This window comes from Nitratireductor aquibiodomus (assembly GCF_900105565.1).
Taxonomy (GTDB): Bacteria; Pseudomonadota; Alphaproteobacteria; order Rhizobiales; family Rhizobiaceae; genus Nitratireductor; species Nitratireductor aquibiodomus.
Genome location: NZ_FNSL01000001.1, coordinates 2,353,389 through 2,370,408 on the forward strand (window position 1 = coordinate 2,353,389; position 17,020 = coordinate 2,370,408).

Genomic DNA, 17,020 nt, shown 5'->3' on the forward strand with positions numbered 1-17,020 from the left:
TCGAATCGATTGCCGCACATCAGTCGCCGCCCCAGCGCAGTGCAAGGGAAGCGGCCAGCGGCCCGATGACGGCAAAGAACAGCATCAGCGCGGCAAGAATGAGGAAAGGCGGCAGAAATGGATCGGGGTCGGCCACCGCCCCGCGCGCCGCCGCCACACCGAAGATCAGAACCGGGATGGTGAGCGGCAGCACGAGCACCGAGACCAGAAGCCCGCCACGCGGCAGCGCCACGGCAAGGGCCGCCCCGACCGCGCCGATGAAGGTGATGGCCGGCGTGCCGACGGCCAGCGTCGCGGTCGCCGCGAGAATGCCCGCCGGCTCGACATTCATGAAAAGACCAAGCAGCGGGGTCACCACCACCAGCGGCAGGACGTTGACGGTCCAGTGCGCGCAGCATTTTACAAACACGGTCAAAGCCGTCATGTGCCGGCTATCGGCCAGAAGTATCAGGTCCAGAGAGCCGTCCTCACGATCAGCCTGGAACAGGCGCTCAAGCCCGAGAAGGCCGGCAAGCAGCGCTCCGATCCAGAGGATCGCCGGGCCAATGCGCGCAAGGAGGTTTAGATCCGGCCCGACGCCGAAAGGTATGACGGCGACAACGGCAAGAAAGAATAGCACACCGGTCAGCGCCCCGTTTCCAGTGCGCACGCCAATCTGCAGCTCGCGTCGGAAAAGCGCTAGCATGGCGCCACCAAAGGCGGCATTGGCGTGAGATGAAAGCGAATTTCACCTGTCTGAAAGGCAGAACATTCATCCCTGCCCCCCGTCATCCCGGCCGACTGGAAGGAGAGCCGGGACCCATTGAGAGGCACGGCCGGTCTCCGAGAAACCGACAAACAGCGCCAATCGGAGCCTGTCGCGAAACGGGGACTCGTCCCTTGGCATTCTCCCAATGGGTCCCGGATAGCCCCTCGGACTTCCGGGATGACGTGCCTTGCTTCACCTCGCCCCCCGCGGCGGCCAAATGCCTTCATATTGCCGCCTCCCCCATGCGCAATTCACGCGCGCCCTTCAGGCCAAGCGGCAGATGTGTGGCGGCCATGATCATGCCGCCATCCTCCAGATGCACCGCCATCAGATCGGCAAACTGCGCTTCGGATGCCTTGTCGAGACCGGAGGTCGGCTCATCGAGCAGCCAGACGGGCCGATAACTCACCAGAAGCCGCGCGATGGAAGCACGCCGCCTCTGGCCCGTGGACAGATAGCCGAACGGCAAATGGCCGATATCGCCCAGCCCCACCATCTCCAGCGCCTCGAATGGCGGCAGATGGGGCTCACCCATGAACTCCTGCCAGAAGCGCAGGTTTTCCTCGACTCCGAGCTCCGCCTTCATGGCGTTGCGGTGGCCAAGATAGTGGCAGGCTGAGGCGGCATCGGGAAAGGCTTCGCCGCCGCCGGTAAACTGCACGGTGCCCTCACAGGCGGGCAAAAGGCCGCACACGACGCGCAACAAGGTGGATTTGCCGGCGCCATTTGGCCCCGTGACCGTCAGCGCCTCGCCTTCACCGAGCGTGAAGGAAATGCCGGCGAACACGGTCTCGCCGCCGCGCTCACCGCCAAGCCCCTCGGCAGCAAGCCGCATCATGTGGTCGTCCTTCGGCAAAGATATGGTCCTGAATTTTTTACGACATGGCAGATTTGCCATTTCTCACTCTAGAACTCTTCTACAAAATTCTCTATATCCGCCTCAACCACGCCAGCGGTCGGCGTGTAACTCTTTGTGCCGATACCCCGCGCGCGCGCCGCCTTGAACGGCCGGGACGCTTGGGGGCGGACAGCGGAAATGACCGTACCCGCACCTTTTGCGCGTGATGCCTCGAGGAGTCCGTTCCCGTTTCGGATAGCAGAACAGGATAGGATCGCCCGTGACCAAATCTCTAGACAGTTTCAATTGCCGTCGCACCCTCCAGGTGGGGGATGCGGAATATGTTTATTTCGACCTCAAGGAGGCCGAGAAAAACGGTCTCGAAGGCATTTCCCGCCTGCCCTTCTCCATGAAGGTGCTGCTTGAGAACCTGCTGCGCAACGAAGACGGACGCTCGGTCACCAAGTCCGATATCGAAGCGGTCGCGGCATGGCTCGACGACCGGGGTACGGCCGGTCACGAGATCGCCTACCGCCCGGCCCGCGTGCTGATGCAGGACTTCACCGGCGTTCCCGCCGTGGTGGATCTGGCGGCCATGCGCGATGCCATGGTGTCGCTCGGCGGCGATCCGCAGAAGATCAATCCGCTGGTGCCAGTCGACCTCGTCATCGACCACTCGGTCATTGTCGATGAGTTCGGCACACCGAAGGCCTTCTCGCGCAATGTTGAACTGGAATACCAGCGCAATGGCGAACGCTACCGCTTCCTGAAATGGGGTCAGAAGGCGTTCAAGAACTTCCGCGTCGTGCCCCCCGGCACCGGCATCTGCCACCAGGTGAACCTCGAATATCTTGGCCAGGCCGTCTGGACGAAGGATGAGGACGGCAAGACGATTGCCTATCCGGACACCTGCGTCGGCACCGATTCGCACACGACCATGATCAATGGTCTGGGCGTGCTGGGCTGGGGCGTGGGCGGCATCGAGGCCGAAGCGGCCATGCTCGGCCAGCCGATCTCCATGCTCCTGCCCGAAGTCATCGGCTTCAAGCTCACCGGCAAGTTGAAAGAAGGCGTGACGGCCACCGATCTTGTGCTCACCGTCGTGCAGATGCTGCGCAAGAAGGGCGTGGTCGGCAAGTTCGTCGAGTTCTTCGGCGAAGGCCTCGACCATCTGACGCTGGCCGACGCCGCCACCATCGGCAATATGGGCCCGGAATACGGCGCGACCTGCGGCTTCTTCCCGGTCGATTCGGAAACGCTGAACTATCTCAATGTCTCCGGTCGCTCCAAGGACCGCATCGCGCTGGTGGAAGCCTACTGCAAGGCGCAGGGCATGTTCCGCGAGACGGGCACCGAGCATCCGGTCTTCACCGACACGCTCGAGCTCGACCTCGGTGAAGTCGTTCCGTCAATGGCTGGCCCGAAGCGTCCCGAAGGCCGCATTCCGCTCGACAACATCGCATCCGGCTTCGCCGAATCGCTTGAGAAGGAATACAAGAAGGATCCGTCCACGCTGGAACAGCGCTGGCAGGTTGAGGGCGAGGATTACGACCTTGGCCATGGTGACGTGGCAATCGCCGCCATCACCTCCTGCACCAACACCTCGAACCCGAGCGTGCTGATCGGCGCCGGCCTGCTGGCCCGCAACGCCAATCGCCTCGGCCTCAAGCAGAAGCCATGGGTGAAGACCTCGCTCGCCCCCGGCTCACAGGTGGTTGCGGAATATCTGGAAAATTCCGGCCTGCAGAAGGAGCTCGACCAGATCGGCTTCAACCTCGTCGGCTTCGGCTGCACGACCTGCATCGGCAACTCCGGACCGCTTCCGGCCCCGGTCTCCAAGACCATCAACGACAAGGGTCTGATCGCTGCCGGCGTTCTCTCCGGCAACCGCAACTTCGAAGGCCGCATCTCGCCGGATGTGCAGGCCAACTACCTGGCTTCGCCGCCGCTGGTCGTCGCCTACGCGCTCGCCGGCTCGGTGACCAAGGACCTGACCAAGGAACCAATCGGTCAGGACAAGGACGGCAACGACGTCTATCTGAAGGACATCTGGCCCTCCAATCAGGAGATCCAGGAATTTATCCAGAAGAACGTCACCCGCGATCTCTTCGAGAAGAAGTATGCCGAGGTCTTCAAGGGCGACGAAAACTGGCAGGCCGTGCAGGTGCCGGAAGGCGAGACCTATGCATGGGACGACAAGTCGACCTATGTGCAGAACCCGCCCTATTTTGTCGGCATGAAGAAGACGACCGGCGATGTGAGCGACATCAAGAACGCACGCATCCTCGGCCTGTTCGGCGACAAGATCACCACCGACCACATTTCGCCGGCCGGTTCCATCAAGGCACAGTCGCCAGCCGGCAAGTACCTGATGGACAATGGCGTGGGCGTTGCCGACTTCAACCAGTACGGCACGCGTCGCGGCAACCATGAAGTGATGATGCGCGGCACCTTCGCCAACATCCGCATCCGCAACCACATGCTGGGCGAAAACGGTACCGAAGGCGGCTACACGATCCACTATCCCTCCAAAGAGGAGATGTCGATCTACGACGCAGCCATGGAGTATCGCAAGGAAGGCGTGCCGCTCGTGGTCTTTGCCGGCGGCGAATACGGCAATGGCTCCTCGCGTGACTGGGCTGCCAAGGGCACCAACCTGCTCGGTGTCCGCGCCGTCATCTCCGAGAGCTACGAGCGCATCCACCGCTCCAATCTGGTTGGCATGGGCGTCATTCCCTTCGTCTTTGCCGACGAAGGAACGAGTTGGTCAAGCCTCGGCCTGAAGGGCGATGAGACCGTCACAATCGATGGGCTCGAGACCATCAAGCCGCGCGCCACGGTGAACGCGAAGATCACCTTTGCCGATGGTGCGGTGAAAGAGGTTCCGCTTCTGTGCCGCATCGATACGCTGGATGAGCTTGAATACTTCAAGAACGGCGGCATCCTGCAATACGTCCTGCGCGATCTAGCCGCCTGATCGTCCAGTCCTCGCATTGATCAGACCGCCGGTGGAAACGCCGGCGGTCTTTTTGTTTCTGCCATTGAAAACCGCGCCGCGGGCCGGCCTCACCTGAACGTGACTTCTTGTTGAGGCGGGGTCGCTCCTATAGTTCTGAAACAAAGCAATGATCGCTTCACATCCCAAACGGAGAGCGCATGTTTCGGCTCTGGATACCCGGCCATTATCTGGCCGTGGCTTTAGGCTTATTGGCCTTCACTGGCCCCGGCAGTGCTGAAAGCACCAGCCCCCCGGTCGGTCCGATCGGTGTTGTGGAGCTCTTCACGAGCCAGGGCTGCAATTCCTGCCCACCAGCAGACGCCGTGCTGGGTGAACTCGCGGCACGGGACGATGTTGTCGCTCTGGCTTACCACGTCGATTACTGGGATTATCTGGGCTGGCGTGATGCGCTCGCAAGCCCCGCCAACTCCGAACGGCAGAGAAGATATGCGGGTGCACTTCAAAGGGCGTCCGTCTACACGCCGCAGGCCATCGTCAACGGCCGGCGCGACATGAATGGCGCGGACCGGGGCAGGGTCACTTCAACGCTCGAAGCCCTCGCAGGAACCGTGGACGGACTTCAGGTGGATATTTCCCTCAAGGACAGGGGCGACACCATCGTCGTCAATGTCGGCTCAATACCCGAGGCCCTGAAGGGCGAATCCGTTAATGCGCATCTGGTCTTTGTCGATTACACGCCACAAAGGACTGTGGAGATTCGCGCCGGCGAAAACCGTGGCCGATCGATACAGTATCGCAACGCGGTCAACCGCATCCAGACGATCGGCATGTGGGACGGCGCGGCCAAGAGCTTCGAGATGCCCAAGGCCGAACTGGTGCAGAAGGGCAATGGCTGCGCACTACTGCTCCAGCGCGTCGACAAAGACGGTCGACCGGGCGCGATATTGGGCGCATTTGCCATGAACCCCGGGGATGGGGGCCTATGAATATGGCCGCCGCGCGGCCTGGTCCCAAAAGAAAAACCGGCGCTGACTCATTCAGCACCGGTTTTGATCTCTTGGGACCGTTGCCCTGCTCGGACATCCGAGAGTTGGTTCGATCCGGTCATGACCCCGAGGGCGGGGGGGCTTGGGGTTTTCGGGATCCGTGTCCGGACCGAACCGTCTCAGGCAACGGTTGGATCGTTGCGGCACAATGGGGCGTGAGCTTGGACAAAATGCGGCAAGAAAAAGGCAAGTCATCACCAATTCCGACAGACGGTCCTGATTTGTGACTACCGGCTAACAATTGAGGCTTGCAGAGCAAGAATAGCCGTGCCGGCAAAAGATGTGGGTAACTCTAACCACTCTGATGAACCATGCCATCAAGAAGGATGAGGCGCTTTTCTTGAGCATCAAGCCCTGCCAGATGCAGCGCGGGGATTGCGGGCTTGCAATTCCGCCTATGGCGGGCGAACCTTCCCCTGTCACCAAATCGTCATGAGGTACAGCCAATGACAGATTACGGCAGCGCGGGGGAGGATAGGGACGGCTCCGGGATACTGATCCCGCTGCACGAGGCACGCAGGGCACGTTCCGATCTCCCCGTAACCTTCGAGCGGCGCGAACTTGATCAGATTCTGCGCATCTATGGCCGCATGGTCGCGGCAGGCGAGTGGCGTGACTACGCCATCGATCATCTCCGGGACCGGGCGGTGTTCTCCGTGTTCCGGCGAACCAGCGAAGTCCCGCTGTTTCAGATCGTCAAGGATCCCAAGCTGACCCGGAAGCAGGGCGCCTACAGCGTTATCGCCGCGACAGGCGCAATCCTGAAACGCGGGCATGAACTGGCACGTGTCCTGGCGGTGTTCGACAAGAAGCTGAAACTCGTCACCTAATGCATGTCGCTTTCAAATGAATTCATTTGAAAGTGTTACAGCGTCCTTTGCGCGTCTTATAAGACGCGCGGCGCTGTAGGGTCAGGACCGAAAGATGGTCTAGATCGTCCCTTGTGCGTCCGGATGGACGCACAACAATCTAACCGGCATCAACGAACCGACTCGCCCCGAAACAGACGTTCGGGGATGGAATCGGGATCGGGCGGCGCACGGTCGCCCTCATTCAGCGCGAGCTGCATAAACACCGTGTCGAGCCAGCGCCCGTGCTTGAAGCCGCTGCCGCGAAGAATGCCGGCATCGCGGAAACCCGCGGCCCGATGCAGTTTTACCGAGGCGCTTTCCTCCGAGCCGTCGCCAATGACAGCGACGATCTGGCGAAATCCGCACCGTTCGCACGATTCAACCAGTGCCTGCAGCAAAAGTCGCCCTACACCGCGACCCTGCGCTTCCGGCGCCAGATAAACGGAATCCTCGACCATGAAGCGATAGGCCCGTCTCGGGCGAAACGGACCCGCATAGGCGTAACCCAGAATTTCGTCTTCATTCTCCGCAACGATATAGGGGTAGCCATTGCGAACGAGCGCCTCCATGCGCTCGCGCATCTCGGCCTCGCCCGGCGGTTCCAGCTCATAGCTTGCCGTGCCCTCGGCAACGGCGTGCGCATAGATGCGGGTGATGGCCGGGAGATCAGCCGGGGTTACGGCGCGAATGGTGGGTTTCATGGAAACTCGTTGGTTGCTCTCGAATGAAGCAAAAGAAAGGGCGGCCCGAAAGCCGCCCTCTCCATAGCACTGTTTCTGGTTTCGCGCCCGCTACTCGCGATTTCCGAGGAACTGCAGCAGGAACATGAACAGGTTGATGAAGTCGAGATAGAGACGCAGCGCACCCATGATCGCCTTGCGGCCGGACACGGTGGCGTCGTCGCCCTCGTAGTACATCTCCTTGATCTGCTGGGTGTCGTAGGCCGTGAGGCCGGCGAACACCAGCACGCCGATCACCGAAATGGCGAACTGCAGCGCCGACGAGCCGAGGAAGATGTTCACGATCGAGGCAATGATGATGCCGATCAGACCCATGAACAGGAACGACCCCATGCCCGAAAGGTCACGCTTGGTCGTGTAACCCCAGAGCGACAGTGCGCCGAACGAAGCGGCGGTGATGAAGAACGTACGGACGATGCTTTCACCCGTGAAAACGAGGAAGACCGTCGAAAGCGACAGCCCCACCAGGGCCGAATAGACCCAGAAGGTCGTCTGCGCCGCTCCCACGCTCATGTTCTGAATGCGGAAACTCAGGAAGAACACCAGCGCAAGCGGTGCGAGAATGACAACCCAGCGGAAGGCGCTGGCATAGATGAGCTGGCCGAAAGCCGTGAGCTGGCCGTCGGCAATGGCAAGATTGAAAGCACCAAAGGCTGCAAGGCCGGTGATCGCCAGGCCGAGCGCCATAAGGTTGTAGACGCGGATCATATAGGCGCGCAGGCCCTCGTCGATGGCCGCGTCCGCGCGCACGCCGGGCGTTGCGCGGGCCTGATAGTTACGAAGGTCAGCCATAATTACCCCTTTCTGGCTTTAATCCCGTCCGGTGACGGCCATAAGGCCGTGCGCCGCTGGCGGGATACCAGCATGCGTAGATCAAATATGATGTCAGTTTGTGTTCAGGACAAGACCTCTCCACGCCGGAAATGCACCTGCGGCAACAGTTCGCGGGCGAAACGGCACCTCTCCATGCGCAGGGTTAACGATTTTTCACGCTCACAGATTGCGTAGAACCGGCGCCGCCTTGTGTCCGAGAACCCGCCAAGTGCCAATCAGGCCGAAGCCAACCGTCATCACCAGCGCCACCACAACGGTGGTGAACGCCACCTCCGGCAGGAAGCTTGAGGGCAGGCCCATCACCTGCGCCACCACAAACCAGGCTGCAACCCCGCCCGCAAGCAGCGCGAACACCGCCGTGGCGAGACCGATCAGCAGATATTCGAGCGAAAAGGCGGCAATCAGCGTGCGCCGTGTAGCACCCAGCGTCTTCAGGACCACGGCATCGTGCACCCGCGCCCGATTGCCGGCTGCCAGTGCACCGGAAAGCACGAGAACCGAGGCAATCAGCGCAACGGCGGCTGCCGCACGGATTGCGGTGGCCAATTGCTCGACAAGCCGGTTCACCACATCGAGCGCATCTTTCACGCGCACGGTGGTCACCGTCGGGAAACTGCGCGTAACGGCATTGAGAATCTGCGATTCGTCGGCCGGCCTCGCTTCCGCATCCGTCAGCGTCGCCAGCCAGGCGTGCGGAGCGCCGGCAAATGTGTTGGGCGAAAACACCATCACGAAGTTGATCGCCAGAGACTCCCATTCGACGGCGCGGAAATTGGCGATTCGCGCCGTGACGTCACGCCCGAGCACGTTGACGGTAATCGTGTCTCCAATCTTGAGACCAAGCTCTCCGCCCTCCTCCGCCGTGAAGGAAACGAGCGGTTCGCCCTGATAATCTGCCGGCCACCAGTCACCCTGTGTCAGCGTGGCGTTTTCGGGCGCGTTGCGGGCATAGGTGATGCCACGGTCACCCCGCAGCACCCAGCCGCCCTCCGGCGGAATTTCCATGTCACGCACATTCACATCGTTGAGCGCGGTGATGCGCCCGCGCAGCATCGGCACCTGGATCAGCTTGCCACGGGGCGCTTCCCGCTTCACCAGATCAGCAAAGGCCTCCACCTCACCGCTCTGGATGTCGACGAAAAAGAAGTTTGGCGCGACGTCCGGCAGATTGCCGGTGATCTGCCGGCGCAGATTGCCGTCGATCAGCGCCAGCGTGGCAAGCAGCGTGAGACCGAGGCCCAGCGACAGCACCACGGAGGGCGTCAGCGCGCCGGGGCGATGGATATTGCCGAGCGCCAGGCGCAGCGGCGTCGAGGCTACACGCGGACTGCGGCGCGCCAGCCACTCAATGCCAAGCGCCACGACCCTCAAAACTATGAACGCGAACACGGTCGCGCCGACGAAGATCGCAGCCATGCGCCGGTCGTCGGAAAACCAGACCGCGAAACCGGCAAGACCCGCCGCGATGGCAACCGAAAGAGCGATATAGACAGAACGCGGCCAGCCGCGCCCGTCGACACCCATTTCCCGGAAAAGCGCTGTCGCCGGCACATCACGCGCACGGCCAAGCGGCATCAGCGCAAACACGAGCGTGATCATGACGCCGAACAGCGCTGCCACCATAAGCGCAGCCGGATAGACGCCGCCCGTCGCGGGAACCGGCAGCACATTCGCCAGAACAGCCGATGCGCCGAACGGCATCAGGGCGCCAATCACCAGGCCGGCGAGAACGCCGATCCCGGCGATCATCAGGATCTGCACGAGGTAAACGGTGAAGACGAAACCGCCGGAAGCGCCAAGGCTCTTGAAGGTCGCAATCACGGCACGCTTGCTGTCGAGGTAGGCTCGTACCGCGTTGGCAACCCCGACGCCCCCCACCACAAGAGCCGTTAGACCCACCAGGGTGAGAAACTGCGAAAACCGTTCGATATTGCGCGAAAGCGAGGGCGCGGCGTTGCTGCGCGTACGGATGCTCCACCCGGCCTCCGGAAACGCGGCCGCAGCTCGCGCCTGCACGGTTTCGAGAGCGCCAGCGTCGCCATCGAGCCGCACCTTGTAGACGTGCTCGACGAGACTGCCCGGCTGGATGAGCCCGGTCGCCTGAAGCGCATCCAGCGAAATCATCAGCCGCGGCGCAAAGCCGAACCCGTCGGAAACGGCATCCGGCTCGCTGACAAGCACGGCACGCAGCTCGATGGTCTCCCCACCCAGCATGATGCGGTCGCCGACACCGAGACCCAGCCGCTCAAAAAGCAGTTGAGGCGCCGCGGCGCCATACGCGCCCGCCTTCTCATCGAAGAGTTCGGCATGGGAAAGCTGCGGCTCGGTCACCCGCTCTCCATAGAGCGGATAGAGCGCGTCGACCGCCTTCACCTCCACGAGCGTCTGGTCGGAACCGTCCGGGAGCCGCGCCATGGAGCGCATGTTCGCGCTCTCGGCGACGTCGCCCAGCCCGGAAAGGAACGACAACTCGGCATCGCCGGCACGCCTCTGGTTCAACTCGAAACGCAGATCGGCGGCGAGCAGCGACTGGCCTTCGGCTTCCACGGCTCCGGTAATAGCCGTGGCCACGGAGTTGACGCCACCAATGGCGCCCACGCCCAGCGCAATGCAGGCCAGAAAGATGAAAAAGCCCGAGAGCCCGCCGCGCATCTCGCGCAAAGAGAAACGAAAAGCCAGGCTGAGGCTGCGACGGAAGCTCATCTCGTCCGAATTCATGCCATTGCGGCCTTCTCGACCGCGACCTCGGGCTCGATGCGCCCCGAGCGCATAGCCACCTGTCGCTCGCAGCGTGCGGCAAGGGCGGGATCATGGGTAACGAGCACAAGCGACGTCCCCCGTTCCTTCGCCTTGGCAAACAGCATATCGGCAATCTGCCGGCCCGTGGCCTGATCGAGATTGCCGGTCGGTTCGTCGGCGATCAGGATCGCCGGCCCCGGCGCCAGCGCGCGGGCAATGGCCACGCGCTGCTGTTCACCGCCCGAGAGCTCGCCCGGATAGTGTGTCAGGCGCTGCGAAAGACCGACAGCGGCCAGCTCCTCCTCGGCCGCACCGAACGGATCGGCGTGCCCGGCCAGTTCCAGCGGCACGGCGACGTTCTCCAGCGCCGTCATGTTGGGGATGAGGTGAAAGGACTGGAAAACGATACCGATCGAACGGCCGCGAAAGGCGGCAATCGCATCTTCGCTCAGCCCGTTGATCTGCGTCCCACCAACGCGCACGATGCCGTCATCGACGCGCTCGAGCCCTGCGATCACCATCAGCAGTGTGGACTTGCCCGAACCGGAAGGGCCGACAATCGCTGTCGAGCGTCCCCGTTCAACGGAGAGGCTTACCCCTTTGAGAACATGCACCGAGGAAGCGCCCTCGCCCAGCGTCAGCGAAACGTTCTCAAGTTCGATCACGGCTTCTGTCACGGAAAAGACATCCTATATTGGGAAGAAATGACGCTGGGATCGTACAACCGCACGATTCTGGCAAATATGGGTTATCCCGCATGGCATTCAAATTTTTTCGTCCTTCCGGCCAGTTCACAAAAATTTCATCGGCCGCCGCAGCACTCATGCTGGCGCTTTGCATCGCCGTGACCGCACGAGCCGAAACCGCCGTGACAATTGAAATCGTCGGTTTCGGCGACAGTCTTATGGCGGGCTACAATCTCGGGCCAGGAGAAGGTTTCCCGGAGCAGCTCGAAGACGCGCTCAGGGCGGAAGATTACGATGTTGCAATCACCAATGCCGGCGTATCCGGCGACACCACCAGCGGCGGGCTTTCACGCCTTGAGTGGTCCGTTCCCGAAACGGCAGACATTGTGCTTCTGGAGCTGGGCGCCAACGACATGCTGCGTGGCATTCCCCCCGCATCCACCGAGCAAAATCTCGATCGGATGATCTCCACACTGAAGGAACGCGGGCAGCACGTGATCCTGGCCGGCATGCTGGCCGCGCCCAATCTCGGCGAAGACTATGCCGCCGCCTTCAACCCGCTCTATGAGCGGTTGGCGGAGAAACACGAAATCCCGCTCATCCCGTTCTTTCTCGACGGCGTGGCCGCCGAACCGTCACTGCTTCTGGAAGACGGAATGCACCCGAATGCCCAGGGCGTCGCACGCATGGTGGAGCGCATCCTGCCCACCTTCCGCGAAGTGCTCGACGAGCAACAGGAAGAAGGCACGTAAAACTTGATGAAGAAACCGCTTGCTCACGGTGGCAATCGGTGATTCGCTGTCATTGACAGTGCGATTCGAGGAGGTTGCCATGCCGCGACTTTTCACCGCCCTCGAGATCCCGCGTGACGCCGCTTTGTCGTTGTCACTTCTGCGCGGGGGCCTCCCAGGAGCTCGTTGGATCGACGTCGAAAACTATCATCTGACATTGCGGTTCTTTGGCGATGTGGAAGGCCACACGGCCGACGAGATCGCCAATGCCCTCGATAGGGTTCGGCGGCCAGCTTTCACGATGAAGCTCTCCGGTGTCGGGGCGTTCGGGCAGAAGAAACCGCACTCCATCTGGGCCGGCGTGTCCGCTTCGCCCGATCTCTACGCCCTGCAGGGTGAGATTGAAGGCATCTGCCGGCGCTTACGACTGCCGCCGGATCCCAGGAAGTTCACACCGCATGTAACGCTGGCGCGCCTGAAGAACGCCAATCCACGCGACGTGGCAAACTATCTTTCCGCCCGCGGCAACTTTGCCTCGGTGCCCTTCAGCGTGGGCCGTTTCGTGCTCATGTCGTCGCGTGCCTCGTTCGGCGGCGGGCCGTATATCATAGAGGAAGCCTGGCCTCTGGTGGGTGCGGACCACGACCGTCAGGCGAGTTTCGACAACAGTGCTTCGGAAGCTTCGCGGATCGTCTGGTAGACCGACGCGAAGCCATCATCGCCCCCGTAGTAGGGGTCGGGAATGTCGAGCGTTCGGCCGTCTGCATAATTGAGGAAGAGGTGGATCTTCCCTGCCGCCGCCTCCGGCGCTCGCTCACGCAGCGTCCGGACATTATTGCGGTCCATGCCCAGAAGCAGGTCGAACCGTTCAAAGTCCCTGGCGTTCACCTGTCGCGCCCGCTGCATGGAGATGTCGACACCGAACCGGCGGGCGATCTCGATAGAACGTGGGTCGGGCGCATTGCCCACATGCCAGGCACCCGTTCCGGCAGAATCGATCATGAAATCCGCATCCCGCCCGCGCTCGGCCACCACACTGCGAAACACGCCCTCGGCGAGCGGTGAACGGCAGATGTTGCCGAGACAGACAAACAGGATCGAGGTACGGGGCTTTGCGTTCATGGTCTATGCGCTATCATCCGGGTGATGGTTCCGACAGGCGATACCATGGAGAGAAGCAATGGCAAGGGCAAAGCTCGATCCGGCAGCACTGGAACAGGCGCTCAGAACACTCGACGGATGGGATCTCGCGGAGGATGGCGGCTCCATCCAGCGGCGTTTCGTTTTCGCCGATTTCTCCGAAGCGTTCGCCTTCATGACACGTTCGGCACTGATGGCCGAGAAACTCAACCATCACCCCGACTGGTCGAATGTCTACAAGACCGTGGATGTCAGTCTGTCCACGCATGATGCGGGCGGGCTGACCGAACTCGATCTGAAGCTCGCTGCCGCAATGAACGACCTGGCCCGCGACTGATCCAGCCATCGCTTCCAGCTGAGCATTGAATTTTGCAGGCTGATTCCCACATCTTTGCCTGCAGGAGCACACAATGGAAGATGTGAAAATCGGCGAAATCCTTGAACCTGTCGGGCCCGGCGAGAACCGGGAACGCGAGGAACGTGTGCGCGCCAAGTTCTGGCGCACGGTGAAGAAGGCCGCCCGCCAGGTGCCCTTCATGGAAGATCTTGTCGCTGGCTATTACTGCGCGCTCGACAATGACACACCGCCAAAGGTGCGTGGCATTCTCCTCGCCGCACTGGCCTACTTCGTGCTTCCGCTTGATGTAGTGCCCGATTTTCTGCTGGGTTTCGGCTTTACGGATGACGTCGCCGTGCTGGCGGCGGCACTCAACGCCGTACGCCGCCACATCACGCCGGCGCATCGCATTGCCGCCAGACAGGCCCTCACGGAAACCGAACGCAAAGCCTAGAGCATCGCCCGAAAAGTGGGATCCGATTTTCGGATTATTCCGATGTCCCATCAATAATTTAGATCGTCCTTTGTGCGTCCGGATGGACGCACGACGATCTAGCCAGTCAAATTCTTGCCTCTTTCATTCGTTTCAACCGGAAATGAAGGGTGTTCGGGAGTTGGCGCATCTTTTTTGCGGCAACGGACAATCGGGGTTGAACGCATGAAGAATCCGTCGATTCGCTTCACGCTTTGGTAACCCAGATTAAATAAAAATGAAGTGATCTAGAGGGACCAGCCGGTCTCCAAACACTGGCAGAAAAAGACGGTCAAGACGATGCGCGTACTGATTTCGACACTGATGCTCATTTGCGGAATGGCGGCGGCAAGCCCCGCGCTGGCCCAGGCAACGGCGGTGGGACAGCATCGCGACTGGGGTGTCTACAGCTACCAGTCCGGTAACGGCAAGGTGTGCTACGCCATGAGCGTGCCGAAGGAAAAGCAGCCGGCCAGCCTCGACCATGGCGATATTTTCTTCTTCGTCAGCCAAAAGCCCGGTCAGAACGTGGCTTCAGAACCGCAGTTCATCGCCGCCTACAATTTCCAGTCGGGATCCAAGGTGATCGTCACGATTGGCAACAAGAGGTTCAGCATGTTCACCCAGGGCAAATCCGCCTGGCTGGAAAATGCCGCCGAGGAGCCCCAGTTGATCGCCGCCATGAAGGGTGGTTCGGACATGAAGATCGCAGCCAAATCCGGCCGCGGCAACGACACCGGCTACACCTTCTCGCTGAGCGGTGTCACCGCCGCGATCAACGCGACGCAGAACTGCAAATAGCGTTCCGCAAAACCGGGTTTGCCGCCGCCATGGGTGACGGCGGCCCGCAAGCGTGCTATGAGCGCGGCAATTGAAGGGTGGCCCCGGCTTTCGGAGTGAGCCACCCGCAACGCACTTCAAGAACGCCATGGCACTGACACTCGACCTATCCACGCCTGCGGGCCGCGCCGACCTGCGCCCCCAGGCCACCGCAGACAGGCAATCGCTGATCGGGCTTTCGCGCGATGAACTCGCCGAGGCCCTTCTTTCGCTCGACGTGCCCGAACGGCAGGCGCGCATGCGCGTACGCCAATTGTGGCACTGGCTCTATGTGCGCGGCGTTTCCGATTTCTCGCAGATGTTCAACATCTCCAAGGATTTGCGCGCAAAGCTCGATGAGCGCTTTACAATCGCCCGCCCGGAAATCATCGAAGAGCAGATTTCGAAGGACGGCACCTGCAAGTGGCTGATGCGCTTTCCGGCGCGCGGCGCGGGTCGCCCGGTCGACGTGGAAACGGTCTACATTCCCGAAGAAGGCCGTGGCACGCTGTGCATCTCCAGCCAGGTAGGCTGCACGCTTACCTGCACCTTCTGCCACACCGGCACGCAAAAGCTGGTTCGCAATCTCACGCCAGGAGAAATTCTCGACCAGCTTCTCGTCGCGCGCGATCGCCTCGGCGATTTTCCCGATGCCGATACGCCGGACGGGGCCATCGTGCCGGCGGAAGGCCGCAAGGTCACCAACATCGTCATGATGGGCATGGGCGAGCCGCTCTACAATTTCGAGAATGTAAAGCAGGCGCTTCTCATCGCTTCCGATGGCGAGGGCCTTTCGCTCTCAAAGCGCCGCATCACGCTTTCAACCTCCGGCGTGGTTCCCGAAATCTATCGCACCGGCGAGGAAATCGGCGTCATGCTGGCGATCTCGCTGCACGCCGTGCGCGATGAGCTGCGCAACGAGCTGGTGCCGATCAACAAAAAGTATCCGCTGAAGGAGCTGCTCGACGCCTGCCGCGCCTATCCGGGCCTCTCGAACGCGCGGCGTATCACCTTTGAGTATGTGATGCTGAAGGGTGTCAACGACTCGCTCGACGATGCCCGCGAACTGGTGCGGCTTCTGAAGGGCATCCCTGCCAAGATCAACCTGATCCCCTTCAATCCATGGCCGGGCAGCGACTATGAATGCTCCGACTGGGAGCAGATCGAGGAGTTTGCGGACCTGGTCAACAAGGCCGGATACGCCTCGCCCATCCGCACCCCGCGCGGACGCGACATCCTGGCCGCCTGCGGTCAGCTCAAATCCGCATCGGAGCGGATGAAGAAGGCCGACCGGCTGAAGCTGGAAGCCATGATGATCGCTGGCCACGGCGAATAGGGCAATTCTGGCTCACCGCGCCTGCGCTGTCAGGATCTTCAGCGCAAAGGCCGAGAAAACGCCTGCGAACAGATAGTCGACCACGCGGGTGACACGCGGGCTCTTCTTCAGAAGCTTGGAAAAACTGTCTGCCGCGATCACCATCGGCGCGACGATGGGCAGCGCCAGCGGAATGAACAGAAGCCCAAGAAAGAACAACTTGCCCGGCGCGTGCGGATCGCTGGCCGACACGAACTGCGGCAGAAATGTCATAAAGAACAGGATGATCTTCGGGTTCAGAAGATTGATGCCGAGCCCCGTGGCCCAGTTCTTCAATAGCGACCGCCCCACCCCGCCCTTCTTCTCCGGCGAGAAGGCGGAGCCTTTGCGGATCGCCTGGATTGCCAGCCAGATCAGATAGCCCGCACCGAACACCTTGAGCGCGAGGAATGCCTCGGGTGAAGCGACAATCAGCGCCGAGAGCCCCAGCGCCACAAGCGCCGTGTGTATCATGATCCCGGTCATCGCACCAAACATGCAGGCGAAGCCGGCCGCCCTGCCCTGACTCAGCGCCCGGCCGACGAACAGCGTCATATCCGGGCCCGGCGTAATCGAAATCACGAAGGTGGCGAGGGCAAACTGGAGAATGGTGGCGAAGTCGGGAATGAAGGTCATGGAAGTGCTTCCGGCACGGTGTTGATCTGCCGGAAGCTAACGCAGGATCAGACCCGACGCCAGCGGCATGATTGGGAGGCCGCTGGTGCA

The 17,020-nt window shown here is 61.5% G+C and carries 17 protein-coding genes; 9 read left to right on the forward strand and 8 right to left on the reverse strand.

Features of this window, described 5'->3' with window-relative positions:
* Positions 1–19: 19 nt before the first annotated feature.
* Both ccmB and ccmA read right to left on the reverse strand, forming a co-directional pair.
* On the reverse strand, positions 20–685 hold the full coding sequence (gene ccmB / locus BLW55_RS11215) for a heme exporter protein CcmB (protein WP_090328881.1): 666 nt from the start codon (positions 683–685) through the stop codon (positions 20–22).
* 286 nt (positions 686–971) lie between these two features.
* Positions 972–1,583, reverse strand: coding sequence for a heme ABC exporter ATP-binding protein CcmA (ccmA, locus tag BLW55_RS11220; protein WP_090329970.1), 612 nt, complete (start codon positions 1,581–1,583; stop codon positions 972–974).
* A 283-nt stretch (positions 1,584–1,866) separates the two neighbouring features.
* Here ccmA and acnA point away from each other — a divergent pair, with 283 nt between their 5' ends.
* The 3 genes from acnA to BLW55_RS11235 all read left to right on the forward strand — a co-directional run bounded on the left by acnA (position 1,867) and on the right by BLW55_RS11235 (position 6,421).
* The gene (gene acnA / locus BLW55_RS11225) at positions 1,867–4,563 is read left to right on the forward strand and encodes an aconitate hydratase AcnA (RefSeq protein WP_090328882.1); all 2,697 of its coding nucleotides are present in this window, start codon (positions 1,867–1,869) and stop codon (positions 4,561–4,563) included.
* Between the two features lie 179 nt (positions 4,564–4,742).
* Positions 4,743–5,531 carry a DUF1223 domain-containing protein gene (locus BLW55_RS11230; RefSeq protein ID WP_244509058.1) on the forward strand — a complete coding sequence of 263 codons (789 nt, stop codon included), beginning with the start codon at positions 4,743–4,745 and terminating at the stop codon, positions 5,529–5,531.
* 506 nt (positions 5,532–6,037) lie between these two features.
* On the forward strand, positions 6,038–6,421 hold the full coding sequence (locus tag BLW55_RS11235) for a DUF2794 domain-containing protein (RefSeq protein WP_025031307.1): 384 nt from the start codon (positions 6,038–6,040) through the stop codon (positions 6,419–6,421).
* 149 nt (positions 6,422–6,570) lie between these two features.
* On the opposite strand, the gene BLW55_RS11240 is transcribed toward BLW55_RS11235, so the two are convergent.
* From BLW55_RS11240 to BLW55_RS11255, 4 genes are all read right to left on the reverse strand, one after another.
* Positions 6,571–7,143, reverse strand: coding sequence for a GNAT family N-acetyltransferase (locus tag BLW55_RS11240; protein WP_090328883.1), 573 nt, complete (start codon positions 7,141–7,143; stop codon positions 6,571–6,573).
* A 90-nt stretch (positions 7,144–7,233) separates the two neighbouring features.
* Entirely contained in the window at positions 7,234–7,974 is a 741-nt protein-coding gene (locus tag BLW55_RS11245) for a Bax inhibitor-1/YccA family protein (protein ID WP_007010679.1), read from the reverse strand.
* 201 nt (positions 7,975–8,175) lie between these two features.
* Complete coding sequence (locus BLW55_RS11250; RefSeq protein ID WP_090329972.1) at positions 8,176–10,719, reverse strand: ABC transporter permease; 2,544 nt, start codon at positions 10,717–10,719, stop codon at positions 8,176–8,178.
* 11 nt (positions 10,720–10,730) lie between these two features.
* Positions 10,731–11,432 (reverse strand): ABC transporter ATP-binding protein, encoded by a 702-nt coding sequence (locus BLW55_RS11255; protein WP_007010681.1) that lies wholly within the window; start codon positions 11,430–11,432, stop codon positions 10,731–10,733.
* Positions 11,433–11,512: 80 nt separating this feature from the next.
* Between BLW55_RS11255 and BLW55_RS11260 the strand changes: the two genes are divergently transcribed.
* Together BLW55_RS11260 and thpR are read left to right on the forward strand one after the other, a co-directional pair.
* On the forward strand, positions 11,513–12,193 hold the full coding sequence (locus tag BLW55_RS11260) for an arylesterase (RefSeq protein ID WP_090328884.1): 681 nt from the start codon (positions 11,513–11,515) through the stop codon (positions 12,191–12,193).
* Between the two features lie 79 nt (positions 12,194–12,272).
* Positions 12,273–12,872, forward strand: a complete 600-nt coding sequence (gene thpR / locus BLW55_RS11265) for an RNA 2',3'-cyclic phosphodiesterase (protein WP_007010683.1) — start codon at positions 12,273–12,275, stop codon at positions 12,870–12,872.
* Here thpR and BLW55_RS11270 read toward each other — a convergent pair.
* Entirely contained in the window at positions 12,821–13,294 is a 474-nt protein-coding gene (locus BLW55_RS11270) for a low molecular weight protein-tyrosine-phosphatase (RefSeq protein ID WP_025031303.1), read from the reverse strand. The two genes, thpR and BLW55_RS11270, sit on opposite strands and share 52 nt — an antisense overlap.
* A gap of 58 nt (positions 13,295–13,352) precedes the next feature.
* On the opposite strand from BLW55_RS11270, the gene BLW55_RS11275 reads away from it, so the two are divergent.
* The 4 genes from BLW55_RS11275 to rlmN all read left to right on the forward strand — a co-directional run bounded on the left by BLW55_RS11275 (position 13,353) and on the right by rlmN (position 16,276).
* Complete coding sequence (locus BLW55_RS11275; RefSeq protein WP_090328885.1) at positions 13,353–13,649, forward strand: 4a-hydroxytetrahydrobiopterin dehydratase; 297 nt, start codon at positions 13,353–13,355, stop codon at positions 13,647–13,649.
* Positions 13,650–13,722: 73 nt separating this feature from the next.
* Complete coding sequence (locus BLW55_RS11280; RefSeq protein ID WP_007010686.1) at positions 13,723–14,103, forward strand: YkvA family protein; 381 nt, start codon at positions 13,723–13,725, stop codon at positions 14,101–14,103.
* Between the two features lie 318 nt (positions 14,104–14,421).
* On the forward strand, positions 14,422–14,922 hold the full coding sequence (locus BLW55_RS11285) for an invasion associated locus B family protein (RefSeq protein WP_007010687.1): 501 nt from the start codon (positions 14,422–14,424) through the stop codon (positions 14,920–14,922).
* 127 nt (positions 14,923–15,049) lie between these two features.
* The gene (rlmN, locus tag BLW55_RS11290) at positions 15,050–16,276 is read left to right on the forward strand and encodes a dual-specificity RNA methyltransferase RlmN (protein ID WP_007010688.1); all 1,227 of its coding nucleotides are present in this window, start codon (positions 15,050–15,052) and stop codon (positions 16,274–16,276) included.
* Positions 16,277–16,288: 12 nt separating this feature from the next.
* On the opposite strand, the gene BLW55_RS11295 is transcribed toward rlmN, so the two are convergent.
* Positions 16,289–16,930, reverse strand: a complete 642-nt coding sequence (locus BLW55_RS11295) for a LysE family translocator (protein WP_090328886.1) — start codon at positions 16,928–16,930, stop codon at positions 16,289–16,291.
* Positions 16,931–17,020 lie beyond the last annotated feature (90 nt).

What these genes read in the sequence shown, in the direction of transcription:
- BLW55_RS11270 (WP_025031303.1), bottom strand. Translation starts at nt 13,294, where the DNA reads ATGAACGCAAAGCCCCGTACCTCGATCCTGTTTGTCTGTCTCGGCAAC.
- thpR (WP_007010683.1), top strand. Translation starts at nt 12,273, where the DNA reads ATGCCGCGACTTTTCACCGCCCTCGAGATCCCGCGTGACGCCGCTTTG.
- BLW55_RS11230 (WP_244509058.1), top strand. Translation starts at nt 4,743, where the DNA reads ATGTTTCGGCTCTGGATACCCGGCCATTATCTGGCCGTGGCTTTAGGC.
- BLW55_RS11235 (WP_025031307.1), top strand. Translation starts at nt 6,038, where the DNA reads ATGACAGATTACGGCAGCGCGGGGGAGGATAGGGACGGCTCCGGGATA.
- BLW55_RS11260 (WP_090328884.1), top strand. Translation starts at nt 11,513, where the DNA reads ATGGCATTCAAATTTTTTCGTCCTTCCGGCCAGTTCACAAAAATTTCA.
- ccmB (WP_090328881.1), bottom strand. Translation starts at nt 685, where the DNA reads ATGCTAGCGCTTTTCCGACGCGAGCTGCAGATTGGCGTGCGCACTGGA.
- BLW55_RS11250 (WP_090329972.1), bottom strand. Translation starts at nt 10,719, where the DNA reads ATGAGCTTCCGTCGCAGCCTCAGCCTGGCTTTTCGTTTCTCTTTGCGC.
- BLW55_RS11275 (WP_090328885.1), top strand. Translation starts at nt 13,353, where the DNA reads ATGGCAAGGGCAAAGCTCGATCCGGCAGCACTGGAACAGGCGCTCAGA.
- BLW55_RS11245 (WP_007010679.1), bottom strand. Translation starts at nt 7,974, where the DNA reads ATGGCTGACCTTCGTAACTATCAGGCCCGCGCAACGCCCGGCGTGCGC.
- BLW55_RS11240 (WP_090328883.1), bottom strand. Translation starts at nt 7,143, where the DNA reads ATGAAACCCACCATTCGCGCCGTAACCCCGGCTGATCTCCCGGCCATC.
- BLW55_RS11280 (WP_007010686.1), top strand. Translation starts at nt 13,723, where the DNA reads ATGGAAGATGTGAAAATCGGCGAAATCCTTGAACCTGTCGGGCCCGGC.
- ccmA (WP_090329970.1), bottom strand. Translation starts at nt 1,583, where the DNA reads ATGCGGCTTGCTGCCGAGGGGCTTGGCGGTGAGCGCGGCGGCGAGACC.
- rlmN (WP_007010688.1), top strand. Translation starts at nt 15,050, where the DNA reads ATGGCACTGACACTCGACCTATCCACGCCTGCGGGCCGCGCCGACCTG.
- BLW55_RS11285 (WP_007010687.1), top strand. Translation starts at nt 14,422, where the DNA reads ATGCGCGTACTGATTTCGACACTGATGCTCATTTGCGGAATGGCGGCG.
- BLW55_RS11295 (WP_090328886.1), bottom strand. Translation starts at nt 16,930, where the DNA reads ATGACCTTCATTCCCGACTTCGCCACCATTCTCCAGTTTGCCCTCGCC.